The organism is Paraburkholderia sp. Ac-20342, from assembly GCF_017104985.1.
GTDB lineage: Bacteria > Pseudomonadota > Gammaproteobacteria > Burkholderiales > Burkholderiaceae > Paraburkholderia.
In genome coordinates this window covers 44,599-65,915 of record NZ_JAAGPQ010000045.1, presented here as the reverse complement: position 1 = coordinate 65,915, position 21,317 = coordinate 44,599, and the positions used below count along the sequence as shown (strand labels likewise).

The window sequence follows — 21,317 nt, the reverse complement described above, 5'->3', positions numbered from 1 at the left end:
TCAGCACGCCCGGATAAGCCGGCAGCTCGTTCTGATCGACCACTTCGGCATCCTTCGGATTGCGCAACGCGAACACGAGGCGCCCCGAGCTTTCGGCGAGCGTCAGACGGTCGATGTCGGCGAGCGGCACGGCGAGCACCGCAGTGCGCACGAGGCCGTTCGGGTCGCCACCGTTGTCGCCGGTTGTCGTCGCGTTGCCGAATGCGAGCACGCGCACTTTCGAGAGCAGCAGACGCGCCTGCGTACGATCGATTTCGGCGCCGCTGCCGAGATTGCCGTTGCCGTCGCGCTTCAACGTGAAGAACACGTCGACGAAATTGCCCGGCCGCAAGCGATTGCCGACGGCATTGCCTTCGTCGACGCGCACCGCGAGCGCGCGCTCGCCCGGCTCGATGCGCTCGGCAAGTCCCGAGGACAACTGGGCTTCGAGCACCGGCGAATCGGCGCCGATGTCGGCGTTCGGCACGCGGCCCGCGAGTTGCGCCGGGTCGGTGAAGGCGCCGTTCGGGTTGATCGGCAGGTTCTGCACGCGCAGTTCGTCGACGGTGATCGGCTTGCCGCCCGGCAAGGTGCGGGTCGCGACGACCACCGGGAAGCTCGCCTGCACCGCCGGCGCGGCCGCGACCGGTGCCGGACGGCGCGACAGCGTCCACGCGAAGATGCCGAGCACGAGCGCGAGCGCGATCAGGACACCGGCAAGAATTTTGGTCAGATTCGGCATGACGGGTAGTGCGATGGATTGCGTCGGTTGATGAAGGACGAACAGCGCGAGGCCATGCGGCGAACGCGTGCGCTCACGCGGCCGGCGACGGGAGAAAAGATCGGTGCCGGCGTCACTGGATGTTCTCCGGGTTGAGCTGGACCGTCGCGTTGCCGGACAACGTGGTGGGCATGGCGAGATTAAGCAGCGGCAGCGGCGGCACGAGCGGATTGCTCGTGTAGTTGTACGTCAGCGAAACGGTGATGCAGGTCATCGCATTGCCGGTTCCGCAGCTCGCATTCGTGGCCGCGCACTGCATCGCATTCACGAGCGGCTGGACCACGAGCTTCGCGGCGGCGCACGCGGCGTTGCCGCGGTTCGTGAGCGCGGTAGCCATCGACACGTTGGTCTGCCAGTTCAATGCGGCGCGCGCGCCTTCCGAGGCCGCGAGCGTGAGGTTCTGCTGCGCGACGAAGATCAGGCTGTACGTCACGATCGCGTAGAGAACCAGGAAGAACAGCGGGAACACGAGCGCGAACTCGACGGCCGTCGCGCCGCGCTGCGCGCGTTGCCGGCTTGCGTTCGCTGCCTGCATGCGTGTGTGCGGGCGGCGGATGGGTTGCATGGCGCGGTGCCTCATCACAGCCCCCGGCCCGTTGCGCGCAGCACCAGCCACAGTGTCGCGGCCACGCTCAGGCATGCGGCATAGGGCGTCGAGGCCCTGCCGGCCAGTTCGAACGTCGCGCGACCGTTCTGGCCAAGCCCCGCGAGCCGCGTGCGCGTGACGATCAATAGCCACAGCGCATGAATGCCGGCCGCGAGACTCGCGGCCATCCACAACCCGAGCAATGCGTGCATGCCGCACCAGGCGCCAAGCACGGCAAACACCTTGACGTCCGCAGCGCCCATCAAACCGAATGCGAAAAAGGGTAATAACGAAAACAGGCCGACCAATGCGCCAATCCCTGCCTGAAGCAACGAAATGCCGAATGGTCCGCAGCCGAATAACGCGCAGCCGAATGCCGCCGCCAATCCCGCGACGATAATCGAATTGGAAATGCGCCTAGCACGGCAATCGCTTATAGCGACAACCGCGGCCCAGACGATAAATAAACCGATCCCCGTTGCGAAGCTCATTTCAGACTCGACAGGCGTGACAACGCAATGCGAATTGCATTGCAATTCGCATTAACCCATAGCGCTATGCGCAAAAACACATGCAAAGTACTCAGCGAAATTGCGCCGAGTACTTTGCAATACGTTTAAAGGCTGTCAGCTCTTAGGGGCTGTACCTGTACCAGCCGCTGTCTGGATCTGAGTGGAGATACTCGAAAACATGTCGCTCAGACTGGTACCGAGCGAAGTCGCCGTCGTTACGATGGCCAGTGCGATCAACCCCGCGATCAGCCCGTATTCGATGGCGGTCACGCCTTTGTTGTCTCTCAGGAAGCGTTGTGTGAGCTTTTTCATTTTTACCCTCGGAACTTCATATATTTCGTTTGATTTAATGCTGCTGTACGACCGAACTCTGCCGATGCAGCGGACCGTTTCTCTCATTTCCGGTCCCGTCCGTTGCCTTGCAGTAGTCCTACCACGCAGCCGCCTTGCCTACAACGGTGTGTTGGAACTGTCTGTTCGATAACGTACCTCCCCACGTCAATCGCTGACGCTTGCGGGTTTTATAGCCGAACAATCTTATTTAAGCAATTGTCCGATGCCCTCGGCTTCACACGATCTTTACTTTTGGCCCATGTTCAGGTTAACGGCAGTCCGTGCGTTTGCGCACATAGGAATAACCATAGGTTAGATTCGGTCCACTAATTATCTGTTTGAACAGAGCGTTTCAAGCACACGAGGGTTCGAGAAACGTTTGCGTTACGCCGTGCACCGTAACGGCGCGCACGGCTCGTTACGTTACGCAGCCCTTGCAAAAGACTCTCGAAACGTTCCTCGCGGCCGCTAACTGCCTTCGCCGCAATTCTTTCGATATTCGGCAAAGCCTTATCGCATAAGGCTTTGCACCGTTTATTCAAAAAAATCCTCGCATCGCGCATTCGAAATGGCACGGCTCGTGCAGAGATAGCCGCGCGGCAAACATCCAACAACTGATGCGATACGAGGGCGACATGACCATTCAAACGACCAACACGACTATTCGGACAACGCTGATCGCGGCGAGCATCGCGGCCATGCTTTCTCTTGGTGCTTGCGGAGGCTCCGGCAGCCTGAGCACAGGCACCGGCGGCAGCGGCAGCAACTCCGCCGGCGGCACGCTTTCGACGACCAACGGCAGCGGTTCGGCGGGCTCCGGCGGCTCCGGCACGACCCCGACGGGCAGCAACAGCAACCCGAACAACTCGTCCGGCACGAATCCGAGTGGTAACAATACAACGGTCGCGAATGCGCTCGGCACTGTCGCCGGCAATACCGGTGGCGTGGTCGGCGATGTCGGCGCCACGGTTGCGGGCGTCGGCTCGGTCATCGGTTCGCAGACGCTGCCCGGCGTCAGCCCGCAAACGACCAAGGCCGCCGGCGGTGTCGTGCAGGAAGCCGGCAACGCGATCTCGACGCTCGGCAACGGCGTGTCGCAAGGGCTCGGCCAGCTCGGCACCGGCAACGACGCGATCGGCATGACCGTCGCGAGCGTCGGCGGCGTGGTCGGTCATGTCGGCAACGCGGTCACCGATACGGGCGACCTCGTGACGAGTCTCGGCAGCGGCGCGCTCGCTCCGCTCGGCGCCGTCACCACCCCGCTCGGCAATACCGTCAGCACGCTCGGCAATGCGGTGTCGAGCGGCGCCGGCGTGCTCACGAACGCCCTGTCGACGGGGCCGGTTCAACAGGTCACGCAAACCCTCAGCACCGCGATTACGCCGATCACTTCGGTCGTCGCCTCGACCACGCGGACGGTCGGCAACGCAACCGGCCTCGGCGCGCCGGTCAACTCGCTGCTCGCGACGCTGGGCAGCGGCCTCGGCAAGGCCGGCACGCTGCTCTCGTCGACCGGCAACAACGCGGTCACGAGCGCGCTCGGCAAGACGGTCGTCGACACGGGCACCCTGGTCGCGTCAGTCGGCGGTCTCGTCAGCGGCGGCAGCGGCACGAATCCGCTCGGCGCCATCACGAGCGCGCTCGGTGGCCTGACGGGCGGCCTCACCGGCGGCAGCAGCACCGGCCCGCTCGGCGGCCTGACGGGCATCCTCGGCGGCACCTCGGGCAGCAGCGGCCCGCTCGGTCCGGTCACGGGTCTGCTCTCCGGCCTGACGGGTACGCTCGGCGGCGCAACCGGCACCGGCGCCGGCGGTCCGCTCGCTCCGGTGACGGGCCTGCTGTCCAGCGTGACGGGTGCGCTCACGGGCGCAACCAGCGGCAGCGGCGCCGGCAGCGGCCCGCTTGCGCCGGTCACGGGCCTGCTCTCCAGCGTGACAGGCACGCTCACGAACACGACGGGCGGCAGCAGCGGCCTGCTCGCTCCGGTCACCGGCCTGCTCTCGAGCGTCACGAATACGCTGGGCGGTGTGACGTCGGGCGTCACGACGGCGACGAATTCGGCGGCGACCAGCTCGGCGACGAACCCGGCCGCCGGCATTTCGCTGTCGTCGACGACGGGCAAGGGCACGACGGGCAGCAATCCGCTCGCACCGGTGACGTCGCTGCTCGGCAGCGTGCTCGGCGGACTGGGGAAGAAGTAAGCCGCTTGCCTGAAGAAGGTGGCGCGGCGCACGGCGGTATCCATCGGACGTGATCGCGCCACGCCGTTCGCGACTCGGGCGACTCGGGCGGCGCCCACGGCACGCGCCGAGCCGTCTCAGAAGTGCGGCGCGAACCGCCGGCCGCATGACAGCCACACGACGACCGCCACGCAGAAACACCCGCGCTTCGGCATCAAGCTTTAACCCCAGGCTTCAACTCCGGGCCGCGCTTCAAGGCTCGACAAAAGATTCGCCGGGGCCGACCACGGCCCCCGCTTTGCCCCGCACCGGGCCGCGCCACCCGGAATGCACGTTGTGACGGCGCAAGCAATCGCAAGGAATTGCACGAAATCGGCCGTACGCGGCACACGATGAACACGGAGGAGCACCCATGTCCACTCAACGTTTTTTTTCTCTCCATGCGGCATGCGCGACCGTCTCGTCGTTGCGCGCACCGCTGATCGCCGTCGCGGTCGCCAGCCTGCTCGCGGCGTGCGGCGGCAGCACAGTCAGCGCGCCGCCGAGCGCTGCAAACCCCGGTAGCGGCGGCAACTCCGGCACCAATACGCCGGGCACGACCACGACGACGTCCAAAGGCACGAGCGGTCTCGCCACCGTCGCCGCGCAAACCACCAGCGATCTCGGCAACACGATCGCGTCGCAGACGATCCCGGGCCTGAGCCCGCAGGTCACCCAAGGGGTCGGCAGCGCGGTGTCGAGCACGAGCGGCACGCTCAATTCGCTCGCCGACGCGCTCAGCAACGGCCTCGGACAGACCGGCACGACGAGCAATCCGGTCGGCACGACGGTCGGCGGCCTCGGTTCGGTGGTCAGCTCGACGAGCGGTGTCGTGCAAGGCCTGAGCACCGCGGTCAACGGGCTCGGCTCCGGCACGCTCGCGCCGCTCTCGCCCGTGACGACGCCGCTCGCCGGCACGCTCTCGACGGCCGCCACCGCGTTGAACGCGGGCGGCGCGACGCTCGGCAACGTGCTCAACTCGGCGCCGGTGCAGCAGATCACCCAGCCGCTCAGCACGGCGATCGCGCCGATCGTCACGAGCGCGGGTCTCATCACGCAGACGGTCGGCACGCAGACCGGCCTCGGCGCACCGCTCGGCGGCGTGCTCGCGCAGGTCGGCGGCGCGCTCAACACGGCGGGCTCGAAAGTCGGCTCGGCCACCGGCAACCCGCTCGGCGCCGACGTCGGCGCGCTCGTCAGCTCGCTCGGCAACACGGTGACGAACGCGGGCGGCCTCGTCAATCCGAACGGCCCGAACGGCGCGAATCCGATTCCCGGCTTGATCACGAGCCTCGTCGGCAGCACCAACGTGGTGGTCGCTGGCGGACCGCCCGCCAACGGCAATCCGCTGAGCCCGCTGCAAAGCTCGCTCGCGAGTCTCGGGCTCGGCAGCAATCCGCTCGGTTCGTTGACGACCCTGCTCGGCGGCTCGCCGCTCGGCTCCCTGACTTCGACGCTGAACGGCACGCCGCTCGGCTCGCTGACGTCGCTGCTCGGCGGCACGGCCAGCGGCTCGAATCCGCTGACGACGCTCACGGGCACGCTGAGCGGCCTCACGAATATCGGCTCGGGCAGCGGCGGCCAGGCGCTCGCGCCGGTGACGGCGCTCGTCGGTCAGTTGACCGCGACGCTGACGACTGTGACGAGCTCGATCGGCGGCTTGAGCACAACGACGGGTTCGAGCAGCTCCACGGGTAGTTCGGGCAGTGCAACGGGCGGCGTGTCGACGTTGCTCGGCAGCCTGTTGCCGCTCAGCCATAAGTAAGCCGTTCATGCAGACGCTGCAACGGCGTTGCAGATGAACCGTCCGGCAAGATGCACTCGCGCGCGCTTGCCGGACGACGCATGTCGGGGCGATGCATTCGGCATCCATATATCGCCATGCTGTGCCTACAGTAGCGGAATGCGGTAACGAGATGCACGAACGCAATGCAGCAAGCGAAACGCGGCGAAAAAGCATCGCGCGCAGACAGTCGAATTCATAACAGGCGTCACGCATGCTCAAGCTCGCCGGGCTCGTGTCGATATATACGTCAGCACGGCAATATGCGTCGAGCCACCTATAAGCGATCGAGACCCGCCCGGCCAGGCGGCACGCTCGCAACACAAAAATGGCATACGAGGAAAATCCGATGAGATTCGGGTATGGCAGTCAATGGAGTAGATGGACCATCGCGCTCGCGGCCATCGCGGCCAGCGCGACGCAGATGGAAGCCCATGCGCAATCCCGCCCGGTCGGCGGCAATCCGCTCGATTCTCTGCCGCAGATCAAGGCCCCTGACCGCGGTCCGAACGTGACCGTGCAGGTCGCGCCGCAAGCCCCTCAGCTTCAGGAACTGCTCGCCCGCCATCTGACGCCTTCGAGCGTGAAAGTCGAAGGCGTGAAGTCGATTCCGTTCGACCTGGTCGCGCAGCGCTTCACACCGCTCGTCGGCAAGGACATCACGATCGGCGAGCTGATCGAAGTGGCCAACGGCGTCACGAAGCTCTATCAGGAACGCGGCTTCGCGCTCTCGTTCGCGTTCATCCCGGCGCAGACTTTCGCCGACGGCGTGGTGCGCGTGACGGTCGTCGAAGGTTATGTGTCGGCGGTCAAGGTCACGGGCAATCCGGGCCGGGCCGAAGACAGGATTCGCGCGATCGCCGATCACATCGTCGCCGACAAGCCGCTGCACCGCGCGACCTTCGAACGCTTTACCCAAGTGCTCGGCCTGTTGCCGGGCATCAAGGTCGCCGCCAACGTGCCGCCGCCGCAGAACACCGACGGCGCGACCACGCTCGAACTGAACGTAACGCGCAAGCCGATCGACTTCAGCGGCGGCCTGAACTTCAATCAGCCCGGCGTACAAGGCCTGCTGACCGCCACCAGCAACGGGCTGACCGCGCTCGGCGAACAGTTGAGCGTATCGGCGCTGCTGCCCAAGGGCCGCGACAACGTCACCTATCTGGCCGCGCACGCGGGCGTGCCGATCGGCAGCAACGGGCTGACCGGCAACATCGACGCGTCGCACTACCGCGGCAACCCCGTCGATACTCCCGGCCTCGCCTCCAACATCACGCGCACGGTCATCAACGACAAGATCGGCGGCTCGCTCGCCTACCCGCTCCTGCTGAGCAACACGCGCAGCGTGATCGGCACCGCGTCGGTCTATGCCTCGCACAACGAGGACCGCTATCACAACGACGACACCGGCGCGCAGATCGGCTTGCGCTCGCAGGTGCGCGTGATGCAGTTGCAGGCCGACTACATGGCCGTCGATCCGGGCCAGGTGCGGCGCGCGAGCATCAACGTCGCGAAGGCGTTCAACATTCTCGGCGCGTCGAAGTCCATCGACTCGAACGTGCCGGGCCCGACCGGCACGAACCCGGCGTCGCTCAACTTCGTGCGAACCGGCGCGAGCTTCTCGCAGACCAACGAGTGGCCGCTGAAGATCGGCACCTCGGTTTCGCTGACGGGCCAGTACAGCGCGGTATCGCTGCCGACCTCGGAGCAGATCTCGTTCGGCGCCCAACGTTTTGCGCAGGGCTACGAGCCGGGCGAGGCGGCGGGCGATTCGGGCTGGGGCGCGATCTTCGAAGTCAACCGGCCGATTGCGCTCGGCTTCACGTATCTGCAATCGTTCACGCCGTATGTGTCGTTCGACATGGCGCGCGTGTATCTGCACGCGGGCACGCCGGCACCGTCGCGCCTGTCGTCGATCGCGTTCGGCTTCCGCATTACCGATGCGCGCTTCTACAGCCTCGATCTGTCGGTCGCGAAGGCGGTCGGCGACGCGCCGGTGGAAAGCCCGTCGCGCAGTCCGCGCATCAATGCGACGTTCTCCTACCAGTTGAATTGACACGCCTGCGCAAGCATCGGGTACGTGTTGCCGATTAGAAGTCCTACTATCAAACGGCATGCGTACTTTCGCGTATTCTGCGCTGACGATGCCAACGGCAACGCGCCGGCATCGTCCCGCATCGCGCCGGCCGGTGGCGCATCAGCCGCCGGCAACGATGCTCATAACGCCGCGCGACCACGATCGCGCCGTCTCTCATCAAGGAGGAAGACAATGACGCAATTCACTCAACGCGCCCGCGCGATCGCGCTGCGCACCGCCCGGCACGCGGCGCTCGCCGGTGCCCTGCTCGCAAGCGCCGTGACGGCGATGGCGCAAACCGATACGCCGGTCGGCACCTGGCAAACGATCGACGATCACACCGGCCAGCCGAAGGCACTCGTGCAGATCACCCAGGACGGCAACGGCGAGTTGAGCGGCAAGGTCATCAAGGGGCTCGGCGCGAACGACCAGCCCGATCGCCGCTGCACCGAATGCACCGATGCGCGCAAGGACCAGTTGATTCTCGGCATGACGATCGTCGACAGCATGAAGAAGGATGGCGACAGCTGGGATCACGGGCAGATTCTCGACCCGGAGAACGGCAAGGTCTACAAGTGCAAGATGCATCTCGAAGACGGCGGCAACAAGCTCGTGGTGCGCGGCTATATTGGCGTCTCGCTGCTGGGCCGCTCGCAGACGTGGGTGCGCCAGCAGTAAGAGGTGGCGCGTGAGGCGCGGCGTCTTGCCTGAACGGATGTAGGGCGGTGGAGCGGATCGATAGCGCGCCCGGTACACAACAGACACGCAGCATGACCAGGAAACGGCCGGCGATGAAAATCGCGCGGCCGTTTTCATTGACGGACAACCCCGCGCATGGCTATGCGGCCTGCCTGAGCGACGTGCCATAGACGAACGGCGACTCCGGCGACGGCGTGGCGATTGCGGGACTGCACACGCCGGGCTTCACGTGCACCACCGCGGGCGCCTTTGCCGCGGCCTTGCCCTTCTGCGGCACGTTCGCATGCGTGCGCATGCGCGCTTCCATCAGGCGACAGAGTTCCTCGCTCGACGCACCGAGCAGCAGCCCGGTCACGCGCTTGAGCACGCCGGACTCATACCATGTTTTGAAGCGGCGGTGACAGGTTTGATACGACGGGTATTTGCGCGGCATCGCGGACCAGGTCGCACCGCTGTACATGACCCACAGCACGCCATTGAGCACCGCGCGCGTATTGGCAAGCGGCCGGCCGCGCAACTCGACGCGCGGACGCAGTTCGGGCAGTAGCGGCGCGACGCGGCGCCATTCTTCATCGGTAATATCGCGGTACGGATTCATGCTTCCTCCTTTGTCAGAACTACAACAAAAGATAGCCAGTCATCCGTTCGCGGAATATAAGACGACTCCGAATCTTGAAATGCGTTGTCCGATAAATCCGGATGCGCGACCGCAGCCGGCTTACGTCAGCGACGTATCGACGATCCGGCGCGGCGTATCGAGATATTCCTTCGACTGCATCTCGACGATGCGCGACACCGTGCGCGTGAATTCGTTAGCCATCGGCCCGTCGACGTACAACTGCTCCGGCGGCACCGCGGCCGACATCAGCAGCTTGACCTTGTGGTCGTAGAACACGTCGATGAGCCATGTGAAGCGGCGCGCTTCCGAGGCCATGCGCACCGTCATCTGCGGCACGCCGGAGAGAATCACCGCGTGAAAACGGCTCGCGAGCTCAAGGTAGTCGTTCTGCGAGCGCGGGCCGCCGCACAGCGTCGCGAAGTCGAACCAGACGACGCCGTCGGCGCGGCGCAGCGCCTTCAGCTCGCGCTTCTCGATATGCAGCAGCGGGCTTTCGTCGGGCACCGCGGCAAGCCGCGCGAAAGCGTCGCGCAGCGCCTTGTCGGCGGCGGCGCCGAGCGGCGAGTGATACATCTCGACCTGCGCCAGCGTGCGGCGCCGATAGTCGATGCCCGCATCGACGTTGAGCACGTCGAGCCTGTTCTTGATGAGCTCGATCGCGGGCAGCATGCGGTCGCGATGCAGACCGTCCGGATACAGCGTATCGGGATCGTAGTTGGACGTCATCACGAACTGCACGCCGTTCTCGAACAGCTTGTCGAGCAGACGGTACAGAATCATCGCGTCGGCGATGTCCGATACGTGGAATTCGTCGAAACAGATCAGCCGGTAGCGCTTCGCGATGCGGCGCGCGAGTTCGTCGAGCGGATCGGCCTGGCCTTTCAGTTCTTCGAGTTCGCGATGCACTTCGCGCATGAACTCGTGGAAATGCAGACGCGTCTTTCGCTGCACCGGCACGATCATGTAGAAACTGTCCATCAGGAAGCTCTTGCCGCGCCCGACGCCGCCCCACATGTACACGCCGCGCGGTAGATCCGGGTGATTGATCAGCTTCTTGAACGCATTCGAGCGGCGCGACTTGTATTCGACCCACTCTTCATAGCACCGCTGCAGGCGGTCGACCGCCGCGCGCTGCGCCGGGTCCGATTGATAACCGCGAGTCTGCAGTTCTTTTTCGTAGTATTCGGTGACGTTCATCGTGTTGCTGCAAAAAAGAAAGGCGGGAGGGAGTGAACCCGCCCGCCTTCGGCGATACCAGGATTGCGTTTCGGCTCAGGCGTGCGCGCTTACATGTTCAGCGCGCGCTTGTCCACGGCGAGTGCCGCTTCGCGCATGACTTCCGACAGCGACGGGTGCGGATGGCAAATGCGGCCGATGTCTTCCGAGGCTGCCTTGAATTCCATCGCCACCACGGCTTCCGCGATCAGGTCCGATGCGTTGGCCGAAATGATGTGCACGCCGAGCAGCTCGTCGGTCTTCGCGTCGGCGATCATCTTGACGAAACCGTCCGCCTTCGCAATGCCGAGCGCGCGGCCGTTCGCCATGAACGGGAACTGGCCCGTCTTGATCTCGCGGCCTTCGGCTTTCAGTTGCTGCTCGGTCTTGCCGACCCATGCGATTTCCGGCTCGGTGTAGATCACCCACGGAACGCAGTTGTAGTCGATGTGCGGCTTCTGGCCGTCGATCACTTCCGCGACCAGCACGCCTTCGTCTTCGGCCTTGTGCGCGAGCATCGGGCCGCGCACCACGTCGCCGATCGCATACACGTTCGGCACGGCCGTCGCGCAGTGGTCGTTCACGTCGATGAAGCCGCGCTCGTTGGCCTTCAGGCCGATCGCTTCGAGGCCGAGGTTGTCGGTGTTCGGCACGCGGCCGACCGACACGATCAGACGGTCGGCTTCGAGCGTCTGCGCGTTGCCGTCCTTATCCGTGTAGACGATCGTCACGCCGTTCGCGCTCGTCTTCACTTCGCCGACCTTCACGCCGACGTGAATGTCGAGACCCTGCTTCTTGAACTGCTTGGCCGCTTCTTTCGAGAGCGCCTGGTCAGCCGCGCCGAGGAATTCCGGCAGCGCTTCGAGCACGGTCACTTCCGCGCCGAGGCGGCGCCACACCGAGCCGAGTTCCAGACCGATCACGCCCGCGCCGATCACGGCCAGCTTCTTCGGTGCCGAGTCGAACGAGAGCGCGCCTTCGTTGTCGGCGATCAGCTTGTTGTCGACCGGAATGCCCGGCAGATGACGCGCCTTCGAACCCGTCGCGATGATCACGTTCTTCGCCGTGACGACTTCGGTTTCGCCTTCGCCGCTCACTTCGATCTGCACGCCGGCGTCGGTCTTGCCGGCGAACTTGCCATGGCCCTGGAGCCACGTGATCTTGTTCTTGCGGAACAGGAATTCGATGCCCTTGGTCATCTTCTCGACGATGCCGTCCTTGCGGGCCATCATCTTCGAGATATCGACCGTCACGTCGCCCACCGAAATACCGTGGTCAGCGAGGTGATGCGAAGCGTTTTCAAACTCTTCCGACGACGCGAGCAGCGCCTTCGACGGAATGCAGCCGACGTTCAGGCAGGTGCCGCCGAGCTTCAGCGCGCCGGCCGGATTCTTCCACTTTTCGATACATGCGACGGTCTTGCCGAGCTGCGCTGCGCGAATGGCGGCGATATAACCGCCGGGGCCCGCGCCGATCACGACGACGTCAAATTCTTTGGACATGACAATCCCTTTGATGACGGAACGGCGCCGGGCCACCTAAGGTGGCGCGCGCCGTTCCGGTACTGCTGAATGCTTGAAGACTTACTGCGGATGGCGCCGGCTGGCCACGCCGGCCGGCGCCAGTGGAACGTGCGCTTACAGGTCGAGCAGCAGGCGCGCCGGATCTTCCAGCGCGTCCTTCATCGCGACCAGCGACAGCACCGCTTCGCGGCCGTCGATGATACGGTGGTCGTACGAGAGCGCGAGGTAGTTCATCGGGCGGATCACGATCTGGCCGTTTTCGACCACAGCGCGTTCCTTGGTGGCATGCACGCCGAGAATCGCGGACTGCGGCGGGTTGATGATCGGGGTCGACAGCATCGAGCCGAACACGCCGCCGTTCGAGATCGAGAACGTACCGCCCGTCATTTCTTCGATCGACAGCTTGCCGTCCTTCGCCTTCTGGCCGAATTCGGCGATCTTCTTCTCGATGTCGGCGAGGCTCATCTGATCCGCATTGCGCAGGATCGGCACCACCAGACCGCGCGGCGAACCGACCGCGATACCGATGTCGAAGTAGCCGTGATAAACGATGTCGTTACCGTCGATCGACGCGTTCACGAGCGGGAACTTCTTCAGCGCGTGAACAGCCGCCTTCACGAAGAACGACATGAAGCCGAGCTTCACGCCGTGTTCCTTCTCGAACTTGTCCTTGTACTTGTTGCGCAGGTCCATGACCGGCGCCATGTTCACTTCGTTGAACGTCGTGAGGATGGCGTTGGTTTGCTGCGACTCGAGCAGACGCTCGGCGATACGCGCACGCAGACGCGACATCGGCACGCGCTGTTCCGGACGGTCCTTGAGCCACTGGTCGGCCGATGCCGGAGCCTTGACGTCCGGCAACGACGGCTTGGCGGCCTTCGGTGCGGCAGCCGGTGCCGGTGCGGCCTTGGCAGCCGGAGCGCCGGCGGCGAGCACGTCGCCCTTCGTGATGCGGCCATCGCGGCCCGTGCCGGCGACGTCGCCAGCGGCCAGGCCCTTCTCCGCCATCAGCTTGCCGGCAGCCGGCGAAGCCGCGGTGTTCGAACCCGTTGCGGCGGCAGCCTGAGCGGCCGGTGCCGCAGCAGCTTCGGCAACCGGAGCCGGCTTCACTTCGGCTTCGACGGCAGCGGCGCCTGCCTTGCCTTCGGTGTCGATCTTCGCGATCACCTGGTCGGCCACGACGGTGTCGCCGTCGTTCGAGATGACTTGCGCGAGCACGCCCGCAGCCGGAGCCGGCACTTCGAGCACGACCTTGTCGGTCTCGATTTCGATGAGGATTTCGTCCTGGGCGACAGCCTCGCCCGGCTTCTTCTTCCACTGCAGCATGGTGGCTTCCGAGACCGACTCGGAGAGCTGGGGAACCTTGACTTCAACAATAGCCATTATGAGTATCCTGAATACGTATCGGGTGACGGCGCTTCTTCACGACCGCCTGCGAACCTCGGGCGCCGCGCCTGAACCTCATGGGAACCGTTCGACGCGGTTCGGCGCGGCGCGGGAAAAATGCACTACGGTGCACCTTTCCCGGCTCGACTGTTTCCTTATTTAGCGATCGACGCGCTCTTGAGGCGGCCGAAAGCGCCTTCGACCAGCGCCTTCTGCTGCTCGTAGTGCTTCGCGTAGTAACCGACTGCCGGCGAGGCCGAAGCCGGACGGCCGCTGTACGCCAGCTTCTGCCCGTCCTTCATGCCTTCCTTCAGGTGGTGCTCGATGTAGAACCACGGGCCCTGATTCTGCGGCTCGTCCTGCACCCAGACCACTTCGGTCGCGTTGTCGTACTTCTTCATTTCCGCTTCGAACTGCTTGTGCGCGAACGGATAGAGCTGTTCGATACGGATGATCGCGACGTCGTTCGCCTTCGCTTCGCGGCGATGCGCGACGAGGTCGTAGTACACGCGGCCCGAGCAGGCGATCACGCGCTTGACCTTCTTCGCGTCGATCGACTCGTCGGTTTCGCCGAGCACCGGCTGGAACGAACCCTTCGCGAGTTCCGACAGATCCGACACGGCTTCCTTGTGACGCAGCAGCGACTTCGGCGTGAAGACGATCAGCGGCTTGCGGAACAGGCGGATCATCTGGCGACGCAGCAGGTGGAAAATCTGCGCCGGCGTGGTCGGCTGAACGACCTGCATGTTGTGGTCCGCGCACAGTTGCAGGAAACGCTCGATACGTGCCGACGAGTGCTCCGGACCCTGTCCTTCGTAGCCGTGCGGCAGCATCATGGTCAGGCCCGAGACGCGGCCCCACTTCACTTCGCCCGACGAGATGAACTGGTCGATCACGACCTGCGCGCCGTTCACGAAGTCGCCGAACTGCGCTTCCCATGCGACGAACGTGTTCGGTTCAGCGGTCGAGTAGCCGTATTCGAAGCCGAGCACCGCTTCTTCCGACAGCACCGAGTCGATCACCGTGAACTTCGCCTGACCTTCGGCGATGTTCTGCAGCGGCACGTAGGTGCCGTCGTTCCAGCGTTCGCGGTTCTGGTCGTGCAACACCGCGTGACGGTGCGTGAACGTGCCGCGGCCCGAATCCTGACCGGTCAGGCGCACCGCGTAACCCGATGCGACCAGCGACGCGAACGCGAGGTGCTCGCCCATGCCCCAGTCGAGCTTCGCTTCGCCGCGGCCCATGGCGCGACGGTCGTTGATCACGCGCTCGACGAGCGGGTGCACCTTGAAGTTTTCGGGAATCGTGGTGATGCGCTCGGCGAGGCGCTTCAGTTCCGCGAGCGGCACGGCCGTGTCGGCCGCGTCGGTCCACTTGCGGTTCAGGAACGGCACCCAGTCCACCGCGTACTTGCTCTTGTAGTTCGAGAGCACCGGGTCGACCGTGTGGTGGCCTTCGTCCATCGCCTTGCGGTAGGCCTTGACGAATTCGTCGCCTTCGTCGGCCGAGATCACGCCTTGCTGCACGAGCTTTTCAGCGTACAGCGCGCGCGTGCCCGGATGCTTCGCGATCGTCTTGTACATGAGCGGCTGCGTGACCGCCGGGGTGTCCTGCTCGTTGTGGCCGAGCTTGCGGAAGCAGACGATGTCGACGACGACGTCCTTGTGGAACTGGATCCGGAAATCGATCGCGAGCTGGATCGCCAGCACGACCGCCTCGGGATCGTCGCCGTTCACGTGCAGCACCGGCGCCTCGATCATCTTGACGACGTCCGAGCAGTACAGCGTCGAGCGCGAATCGCGCGGGTCCGACGTCGTGAAGCCGATCTGGTTGTTGATGACGATGTGCAGCGTGCCGTGCGTGCCGTAACCGCGCGTTTGCGCGAGGTTCAGCGTTTCCATCACGACGCCCTGGCCCGCGAAAGCCGCGTCGCCGTGGATCTGCACCGGCAGCACCTGCAGGCCGGTTTCGTCGCCGCGACGGTCCATACGGGCCTTCGCCGAACCCTCGACCACCGGGTTGACGATTTCGAGGTGCGACGGGTTGAACGCGAGCGACAGGTGAACCGGGCCGCCTTCCGTTGCGACGTCCGACGAGAAGCCCTTGTGGTACTTCACGTCGCCGGCCGGCAGATCGTCGACGTGTTTGCCTTCGAATTCGGCGAACAGGTCGGCCGGCATCTTGCCGAGCGTGTTGACCAGCACGTTCAGACGGCCGCGGTGCGCCATGCCGATGACGATTTCCTGGACGCCGTTCGCGCCGCCGTGGCGCACGACTTCGTCCATCGCCGCGATGAAGCTCTCGCCGCCTTCGAGCGAGAAGCGCTTCTGGCCGACGTACTTGGTGTGCAGGAAACGCTCGAGGCCTTCAGCGGCCGTCAGGCGGTTCAGGATGTGCTTCTTCTTGTCGTTGCTGAAGTTCGGCGTCGAGCGGATCGATTCGAGCCGTTCCTTCCACCAGCGCTTCTGCTCCGGATCGCTGATGTACATGTACTCGGCGCCGATCGTGCCGCAGTACGTGTCGCGCAGCGCCTTGACGATGTCGCGCAGCGTCGCCCGCTCGAACCCGAAGTACAGGTTCGTTGCACTGAACTCCTGGTCCATGTCGGCTTCGGTGAAGTCGTAGAACGCGGGTTCAAGTTCGGGGATTGCGGGACGTTCGCGGCGCTTCAGAGGATCGAGATTGGCCCATTGCGAGCCGAGGAAGCGATATGCGCCGATGAGGGACTGGACGTAGACCTGTTTGCGGGAAGTGGCGAGGTCTTCGCCGCCGGCCGTTGCGCGCGGCAGGAAGGCATTGGCCTTGGCGCGCTGGGCAAACGACTCGACGATCGGGCCGTGGGCCACGTCGTTGGCGTTGCTGCCGTCCGATGCGGGCACGTTTTGCAACGCATCGAAATAGCTGCGCCAGGTCTCGGGCACCGACGCCGGATTATCGAGATACGCTTCGTACATTTCTTCGACGTACGGAGCATTGCCGCCGAACAGATAAGAGTTCGACTGGAATTGCTTCATCATTTTTACGCTCACCTTTCTTCGAGCTTCTCGAGAAATAGCGGGTTACAGAACCTTCCGCGACACGGCCTGACCGTTTAGCGGATTGCGCGAATCAAGTCTTGCTTGGAAGGACCTAAAACAGTGCACCCGGGAGCATAGCACAGAACGAATAGCCCAGATAGCGAACCGCATAGGGGCAAACGCCCGTGACGGCGGGCGTTTCACGGATGGGCCGAAAACAGCGAAGCCACCCGAAGGTGGCTTCCATTACTGCTATCCGGTCACGCCGGCTTGCGGTCGCTTACTCGGCAACCTTGTTGCGGCTCGCGCTGCGGCGCTCGTGTTCCTTCAGGTAGCGCTTACGCAGACGGATCGACTTCGGCGTGACTTCGACGAGTTCGTCGTCGTCGATGAATTCGACCGCGTATTCGAGCGACAGCTGGACCGGCGGCACGAGACGCACGGCCTCGTCGGTGCCCGAGGCGCGCACGTTGGTGAGCTGCTTGCCCTTGATCGGATTCACGACGAGGTCGTTGTCGCGGCTGTGAATGCCGATGATCATGCCTTCGTACAGCGCCTCGCCCGGCGACACGAACATGCGGCCGCGGTCCTGCAGCTTCCACAGTGCGTACGCAACGGCCGCGCCGTCGTCCTGCGAGATCAGCACGCCGTTGCGGCGCTCGCCGACCGCGCCGTCCTTGACCGGCTGGTACGAATCGAACGTGTGGCTCATCAGGCCCGTGCCGCGCGTGAGCGTGAGGAATTCCGACTGGAAGCCGATCAGGCCGCGCGCCGAAATGCGGTACTCGAGACGCGTGCGGCCACGGCCGTCCGACGCCATGTCGAGCATTTCGCCCTTGCGGCGGCCAAGCTCTTCCATCACGCCGCCCTGGTGGGCATCTTCCATGTCGACGGTCAGGTTTTCGTACGGCTCGTGCTTGACACCGTCGACTTCCTGCATCACCACGCGCGGACGCGACACGGCCAGCTCATAGCCTTCGCGGCGCATGTTTTCGACCAGAATGGTCAGGTGCAGCTCGCCGCGGCCCGCCACTTCGAACGTGGTTTCGTCGCCGGTATCGCGCACGCGCAGCGCGACGTTGTGATTCAGTTCCTTCATCAGGCGGTCGCGAATCTGGCGGCTCGTGACGAACTTGCCCTCGCGGCCCGCGAGCGGCGACGAGTTGACGAGGAAGTTCATCGTCAGCGTGGGTTCGTCGACCGTGATCATCGGCAGCGCTTCCGGCTGTTCCGGCGAACAGATCGTCACGCCGATGCCGACTTCCTCGATACCGTTGATCAGCACAATGTCGCCCGCTTCAGCCGAGTCGACCTGCACGCGGTCGAGCCCCTTGAACGACAGCACCTGGTTGATCTTGCGATTGAGGATTTCGCCTTCCGGACCCGAGCGTACCGCGACGGCCATGCCCGGCTTGATGCGGCCGCGCGTGATACGACCGATACCGATACGGCCGACGTACGACGAATAGTCGAGCGAGGTGATCTGCAGTTGCAGCGGACCTTCCGGGTCGGCCGGGCGCACCGGCACGTGCCTGAGGATCGCCTCGAACAGCGGCCGCATGTCGCCGTCGCGCACGTCCGCCGTGAGGCCGGCATAACCATTGAGACCCGATGCGTAGACGATCGGGAAATCGAGCTGCTCTTCGCTTGCGCCGAGCTTGTCGAACAGGTCGAAAGTCTGGTTGATGACCCAGTCGACGCGCGCACCCGGGCGGTCGACCTTGTTGACCACGACGATCGGCTTCAGGCCGAGCGCGAGCGCCTTCTTCGTGACGAAGCGGGTTTGCGGCATCGGGCCTTCCACCGCGTCGACGAGCAGCAGCACCGAGTCGACCATCGACAGCACGCGCTCCACTTCGCCGCCGAAGTCGGCGTGCCCCGGCGTGTCGACGATGTTGATGTGCGTGCCTTCGTACTCCACCGCGCAGTTCTTCGACAGGATCGTGATGCCGCGCTCCTTTTCAATGTCGTTCGAGTCCATCACGCGCTCGGCGATCTGCTGGTTCTCGCGGAACGTGGCGGTCTGGCGGAGGAGCTGGTCGACGAGCGTGGTCTTGCCGTGGTCGACGTGAGCAATGATGGCGATGTTGCGTAGGGCGCGGGTCATAGGAAACCTGGAGACAGTTGGAGTGCGCCGCTTGCTTATGCTGCTGGTTGGGGAGATCACCCCGACAACAAGCCCAAAGCGCACTTTTGGGAACCCAACATTATAGCATGGCGAAATGATGCTCTCTGGTATTCCCCGATAGACCGCCCTTCTTTCTTCTACTGCGTGCCGGCTGGCAACCCGCCCCGGCGCCGCCCCTCGACGAACCTTACCCTCATCGTCCGAGCGGGAAAGAATCCTTGCCTAAGCTGTAATAACGCTTGTCGCGTCAATCAACAGCCGACTATACTAATGCCTAGTCAACCATTGCATTCGCACGAGAATCATGTCGGAGCCGTCCACCGAATCCATGCCGGACCTTAGCGAGTATCAACTCGGCGAAAGCGTCGGCTATCTCCTCTCGCGGGTGAAATCGACCATGTCCAACCTGATCACGCAGCGCAGCATGGCCGAGTTGGGCATCACCAGCCAGCAGGGCAGCATCCTGTTCATGGTGGCGAGCGGCAAATGCCTGCTGGCCGCCGAACTGGCCCGCGAATACGGCATCGACGCCAGCGCCGTCACCCGTCTGATCGACCGGCTCGAAAAGCGCGGCCTGCTCACCCGGGTGCGCAGCAACGAAGACCGGCGCGTCGTGCGCCTCGCGCTGACACCCGAAGGCCACGCAATCGCCGCCCGCATGCCGGGCATTTTCAATAGTGTGCTCGACAGCCTGCTGAACGGTTTCACCGCCGAGGAAGTGGGTTTCCTGAAGAGCATGCTGCGCCGGGTGCTCGTCAATTCCGGCGAACAGACGGGACTGACCCGCGAGACCGCCGGCAATCCCGACGGCAAATCCTGAGAAATTGCTTGCTGCGTCCATCATTACCTTCCACTCAAAGAGTCGAGCGATGAAATCCCTTTTCCTGTCCGCGCCCGCGCTTCCCAGCCGGGCCGCCGTCGCCGCCGCGGTGACGGCGCTCGCCCTCACGGGGTGCGCGAACTACATCGGCGTGAAGAGCGACAAGCAGATCGCGTCGCCGGCGCAGTATGAGTCGACGCAGAGCCTGCCCAGCGAAGGTGGCCAGTGGCCCTCGCTCGACTGGGCCAACCAGTTCGGCGACCCGCAACTGCCGAAGCTGATCGCGGAAGCGCTCGAGGGCAGCCCGTCGATCGCCCAGGCGCAGGCGCGTCTCGCGAAGGCTTCGTCGTATATCGAAAGCTCGCGCTCGGCGCTGTTCCCGAAGGTCAACGGCAGCTATTCGTGGACGCGCGAACTGTTCTCGGCGAACGGTCTCTACCCGCCCCCGTACGGCGGCACGTGGTTTAGCGAAAACAACGTGCTCGCGAGCGCGTCGTGGGACCTCGACCTGTGGGGCAAGAACCGCCAGCGTCTCGGCCAGGCCGTGTCGCAGCAGAAAGCCGCCGAAGCGGACGTACAGCAGGCGCGCGTGACGCTCGCCGCGTCGGTGGCGAGTACCTACAACCAACTCGCGCAGCTGTATGCGTTCCGCGATATCGCCGCGCGCGAGATCGCCAACCGCCAGGATGTCGGCCGCATCACCAACGGCCGCGTGGCCGCCGGTCTCGACTCCAACGTCGAGAAGCAAACGGCCGTCGGCAACATCGCGACCAGCCAGTCGAACCTGACCGACCTCGACGGCCAGATCACGGTCGTGCGCTATCAGCTCGGCGCGCTGCTCGGCAAGGGCCCGGACCGCGGCATGCAGATCGCCAAACCCGCGCTCACGGGCGGCGACACGGTCGCGCTGCCGGACAACATCCCGGCCGATCTGGTGGCGCGCCGCGCGGACATCGTCGCCGCGCGCTGGCAGGTCGAAGCCGCGATGCACGACGTCAAGGAAGCGAAAGCCGAGTTTTTCCCGGACGTGAACCTCGCGGCCGGTTTCGGTTTCGACGCGCTCGGCTGGGGGCGCTTTCTGACCGCGGCGAGCCGTCAGACCCAGTTCGGCCCGGCGATCCATCTACCGATCTTCGACGCCGGCGCGCTGCGCGCGCAGCTGAAGGGCCGCTATGCCGACTTCGACCTCGACGTCGCGAACTACAACCAGACGCTGATTAACGCGCTGCAGGACGTGTCGACGCAGGTATCGTCGATCCGCTCGATCGACCAGCAGTCGGGCGACGCCCAGCGCGCGCTCGACGCGTCGAGCAAAGCGTATCAGCTCGCCGTGGTGCGCTACAAGGCGGGCCTGTCGCCGCAGTTGCAGGTACTGACCGCCGACGAGAACAGGCTCGCCGCCGAGCAGACGGTGACGGGGCTGAAAATGCGCCGCCGCGATCTGCAGATCGGCCTCATCAAGGCGCTGGGCGGCGGCTTCGACGCAACCCGGAGCGGTCTCGTGGTGCCGACCGACGCCCCGGCATCGGCAACGGGCACCGATACGAGTGCCGCCGCCAGCACCGCCGCGAAATAAGCCGCCCACCGCCACGCCGACGCCAACGCATCCGCACGAATCAACGAGTCAACGACGCCGTACA

The 21,317-nt window shown here is 64.6% G+C and carries 16 protein-coding genes; 6 read left to right on the top strand and 10 right to left on the bottom strand.

Going from position 1 to position 21,317, the window contains the following annotated elements; all coding sequences use genetic code 11:
* The 4 genes from cpaB to G3N58_RS19885 all read right to left on the bottom strand — a co-directional run.
* Nucleotides 1-721: Flp pilus assembly protein CpaB (gene cpaB, locus G3N58_RS19900; RefSeq protein WP_206000003.1), on the bottom strand; the 721-nt coding region annotated here is incomplete at its 3' end.
* Between the two features lie 112 nt (nucleotides 722-833).
* Nucleotides 834-1,295, bottom strand: coding sequence for a TadE/TadG family type IV pilus assembly protein (locus tag G3N58_RS19895; protein WP_206000004.1), 462 nt, complete (start codon nucleotides 1,293-1,295; stop codon nucleotides 834-836).
* A gap of 44 nt (nucleotides 1,296-1,339) precedes the next feature.
* Nucleotides 1,340-1,837, bottom strand: coding sequence for a prepilin peptidase (locus G3N58_RS19890; RefSeq protein ID WP_206000002.1), 498 nt, complete (start codon nucleotides 1,835-1,837; stop codon nucleotides 1,340-1,342).
* 135 nt (nucleotides 1,838-1,972) lie between these two features.
* On the bottom strand, nucleotides 1,973-2,170 hold the full coding sequence (locus tag G3N58_RS19885; RefSeq protein ID WP_206000001.1) for a Flp family type IVb pilin: 198 nt from the start codon (nucleotides 2,168-2,170) through the stop codon (nucleotides 1,973-1,975).
* Nucleotides 2,171-2,826: 656 nt separating this feature from the next.
* On the opposite strand from G3N58_RS19885, the gene G3N58_RS19880 reads away from it, so the two are divergent.
* The 4 genes from G3N58_RS19880 to G3N58_RS19865 all read left to right on the top strand — a co-directional run bounded on the left by G3N58_RS19880 (nucleotide 2,827) and on the right by G3N58_RS19865 (nucleotide 8,948).
* Nucleotides 2,827-4,392: a collagen-like triple helix repeat-containing protein gene (locus G3N58_RS19880; RefSeq protein WP_206000000.1), complete on the top strand. Its 1,566-nt coding sequence runs from the start codon at nucleotides 2,827-2,829 to the stop codon at nucleotides 4,390-4,392.
* Between the two features lie 391 nt (nucleotides 4,393-4,783).
* Nucleotides 4,784-6,175: a collagen-like triple helix repeat-containing protein gene (locus G3N58_RS19875; protein WP_205999999.1), complete on the top strand. Its 1,392-nt coding sequence runs from the start codon at nucleotides 4,784-4,786 to the stop codon at nucleotides 6,173-6,175.
* Between the two features lie 367 nt (nucleotides 6,176-6,542).
* Nucleotides 6,543-8,249 (top strand): ShlB/FhaC/HecB family hemolysin secretion/activation protein, encoded by a 1,707-nt coding sequence (locus G3N58_RS19870; RefSeq protein WP_167040155.1) that lies wholly within the window; start codon nucleotides 6,543-6,545, stop codon nucleotides 8,247-8,249.
* A gap of 213 nt (nucleotides 8,250-8,462) precedes the next feature.
* Complete coding sequence (locus G3N58_RS19865) at nucleotides 8,463-8,948, top strand: DUF2147 domain-containing protein (RefSeq protein ID WP_167040157.1); 486 nt, start codon at nucleotides 8,463-8,465, stop codon at nucleotides 8,946-8,948.
* 160 nt (nucleotides 8,949-9,108) lie between these two features.
* Here the strand turns inward: G3N58_RS19865 and G3N58_RS19860 are convergent, their stop codons facing one another.
* The 6 genes from G3N58_RS19860 to typA all read right to left on the bottom strand — a co-directional run bounded on the left by G3N58_RS19860 (nucleotide 9,109) and on the right by typA (nucleotide 18,836).
* Nucleotides 9,109-9,567, bottom strand: coding sequence for a transposase (locus G3N58_RS19860; RefSeq protein ID WP_205999998.1), 459 nt, complete (start codon nucleotides 9,565-9,567; stop codon nucleotides 9,109-9,111).
* Between the two features lie 120 nt (nucleotides 9,568-9,687).
* Nucleotides 9,688-10,785, bottom strand: a complete 1,098-nt coding sequence (gene zapE / locus G3N58_RS19855) for a cell division protein ZapE (protein WP_167040161.1) — start codon at nucleotides 10,783-10,785, stop codon at nucleotides 9,688-9,690.
* 89 nt (nucleotides 10,786-10,874) lie between these two features.
* On the bottom strand, nucleotides 10,875-12,305 hold the full coding sequence (gene lpdA / locus G3N58_RS19850) for a dihydrolipoyl dehydrogenase (RefSeq protein WP_167040163.1): 1,431 nt from the start codon (nucleotides 12,303-12,305) through the stop codon (nucleotides 10,875-10,877).
* A gap of 135 nt (nucleotides 12,306-12,440) precedes the next feature.
* Nucleotides 12,441-13,709 (bottom strand): 2-oxoglutarate dehydrogenase complex dihydrolipoyllysine-residue succinyltransferase, encoded by a 1,269-nt coding sequence (gene odhB / locus G3N58_RS19845; protein WP_167040165.1) that lies wholly within the window; start codon nucleotides 13,707-13,709, stop codon nucleotides 12,441-12,443.
* Nucleotides 13,710-13,867: 158 nt separating this feature from the next.
* On the bottom strand, nucleotides 13,868-16,729 hold the full coding sequence (locus G3N58_RS19840) for a 2-oxoglutarate dehydrogenase E1 component (RefSeq protein ID WP_167284659.1): 2,862 nt from the start codon (nucleotides 16,727-16,729) through the stop codon (nucleotides 13,868-13,870).
* Nucleotides 16,730-17,009: 280 nt separating this feature from the next.
* Complete coding sequence (typA, locus tag G3N58_RS19835; protein ID WP_205999997.1) at nucleotides 17,010-18,836, bottom strand: translational GTPase TypA; 1,827 nt, start codon at nucleotides 18,834-18,836, stop codon at nucleotides 17,010-17,012.
* Between the two features lie 325 nt (nucleotides 18,837-19,161).
* Between typA and G3N58_RS19830 the strand changes: the two genes are divergently transcribed.
* Together G3N58_RS19830 and G3N58_RS19825 are read left to right on the top strand one after the other, a co-directional pair.
* Complete coding sequence (locus G3N58_RS19830) at nucleotides 19,162-19,677, top strand: MarR family transcriptional regulator (RefSeq protein ID WP_205999996.1); 516 nt, start codon at nucleotides 19,162-19,164, stop codon at nucleotides 19,675-19,677.
* 49 nt (nucleotides 19,678-19,726) lie between these two features.
* Entirely contained in the window at nucleotides 19,727-21,253 is a 1,527-nt protein-coding gene (locus G3N58_RS19825) for an efflux transporter outer membrane subunit (protein ID WP_167284658.1), read from the top strand.
* The last annotated feature ends 64 nt before the right edge of the window (nucleotides 21,254-21,317 follow it).

What these genes read in the sequence shown, in the direction of transcription:
- G3N58_RS19895 (WP_206000004.1), bottom strand. Translation starts at nt 1,295, where the DNA reads ATGCAGGCAGCGAACGCAAGCCGGCAACGCGCGCAGCGCGGCGCGACG.
- G3N58_RS19890 (WP_206000002.1), bottom strand. Translation starts at nt 1,837, where the DNA reads ATGAGCTTCGCAACGGGGATCGGTTTATTTATCGTCTGGGCCGCGGTT.
- G3N58_RS19885 (WP_206000001.1), bottom strand. Translation starts at nt 2,170, where the DNA reads ATGAAAAAGCTCACACAACGCTTCCTGAGAGACAACAAAGGCGTGACC.
- G3N58_RS19880 (WP_206000000.1), top strand. Translation starts at nt 2,827, where the DNA reads ATGACCATTCAAACGACCAACACGACTATTCGGACAACGCTGATCGCG.
- G3N58_RS19875 (WP_205999999.1), top strand. Translation starts at nt 4,784, where the DNA reads ATGTCCACTCAACGTTTTTTTTCTCTCCATGCGGCATGCGCGACCGTC.
- G3N58_RS19870 (WP_167040155.1), top strand. Translation starts at nt 6,543, where the DNA reads ATGAGATTCGGGTATGGCAGTCAATGGAGTAGATGGACCATCGCGCTC.
- G3N58_RS19865 (WP_167040157.1), top strand. Translation starts at nt 8,463, where the DNA reads ATGACGCAATTCACTCAACGCGCCCGCGCGATCGCGCTGCGCACCGCC.
- G3N58_RS19860 (WP_205999998.1), bottom strand. Translation starts at nt 9,567, where the DNA reads ATGAATCCGTACCGCGATATTACCGATGAAGAATGGCGCCGCGTCGCG.
- zapE (WP_167040161.1), bottom strand. Translation starts at nt 10,785, where the DNA reads ATGAACGTCACCGAATACTACGAAAAAGAACTGCAGACTCGCGGTTAT.
- lpdA (WP_167040163.1), bottom strand. Translation starts at nt 12,305, where the DNA reads ATGTCCAAAGAATTTGACGTCGTCGTGATCGGCGCGGGCCCCGGCGGT.
- odhB (WP_167040165.1), bottom strand. Translation starts at nt 13,709, where the DNA reads ATGGCTATTGTTGAAGTCAAGGTTCCCCAGCTCTCCGAGTCGGTCTCG.
- G3N58_RS19840 (WP_167284659.1), bottom strand. Translation starts at nt 16,729, where the DNA reads ATGATGAAGCAATTCCAGTCGAACTCTTATCTGTTCGGCGGCAATGCT.
- typA (WP_205999997.1), bottom strand. Translation starts at nt 18,836, where the DNA reads ATGACCCGCGCCCTACGCAACATCGCCATCATTGCTCACGTCGACCAC.
- G3N58_RS19830 (WP_205999996.1), top strand. Translation starts at nt 19,162, where the DNA reads ATGTCGGAGCCGTCCACCGAATCCATGCCGGACCTTAGCGAGTATCAA.
- G3N58_RS19825 (WP_167284658.1), top strand. Translation starts at nt 19,727, where the DNA reads ATGAAATCCCTTTTCCTGTCCGCGCCCGCGCTTCCCAGCCGGGCCGCC.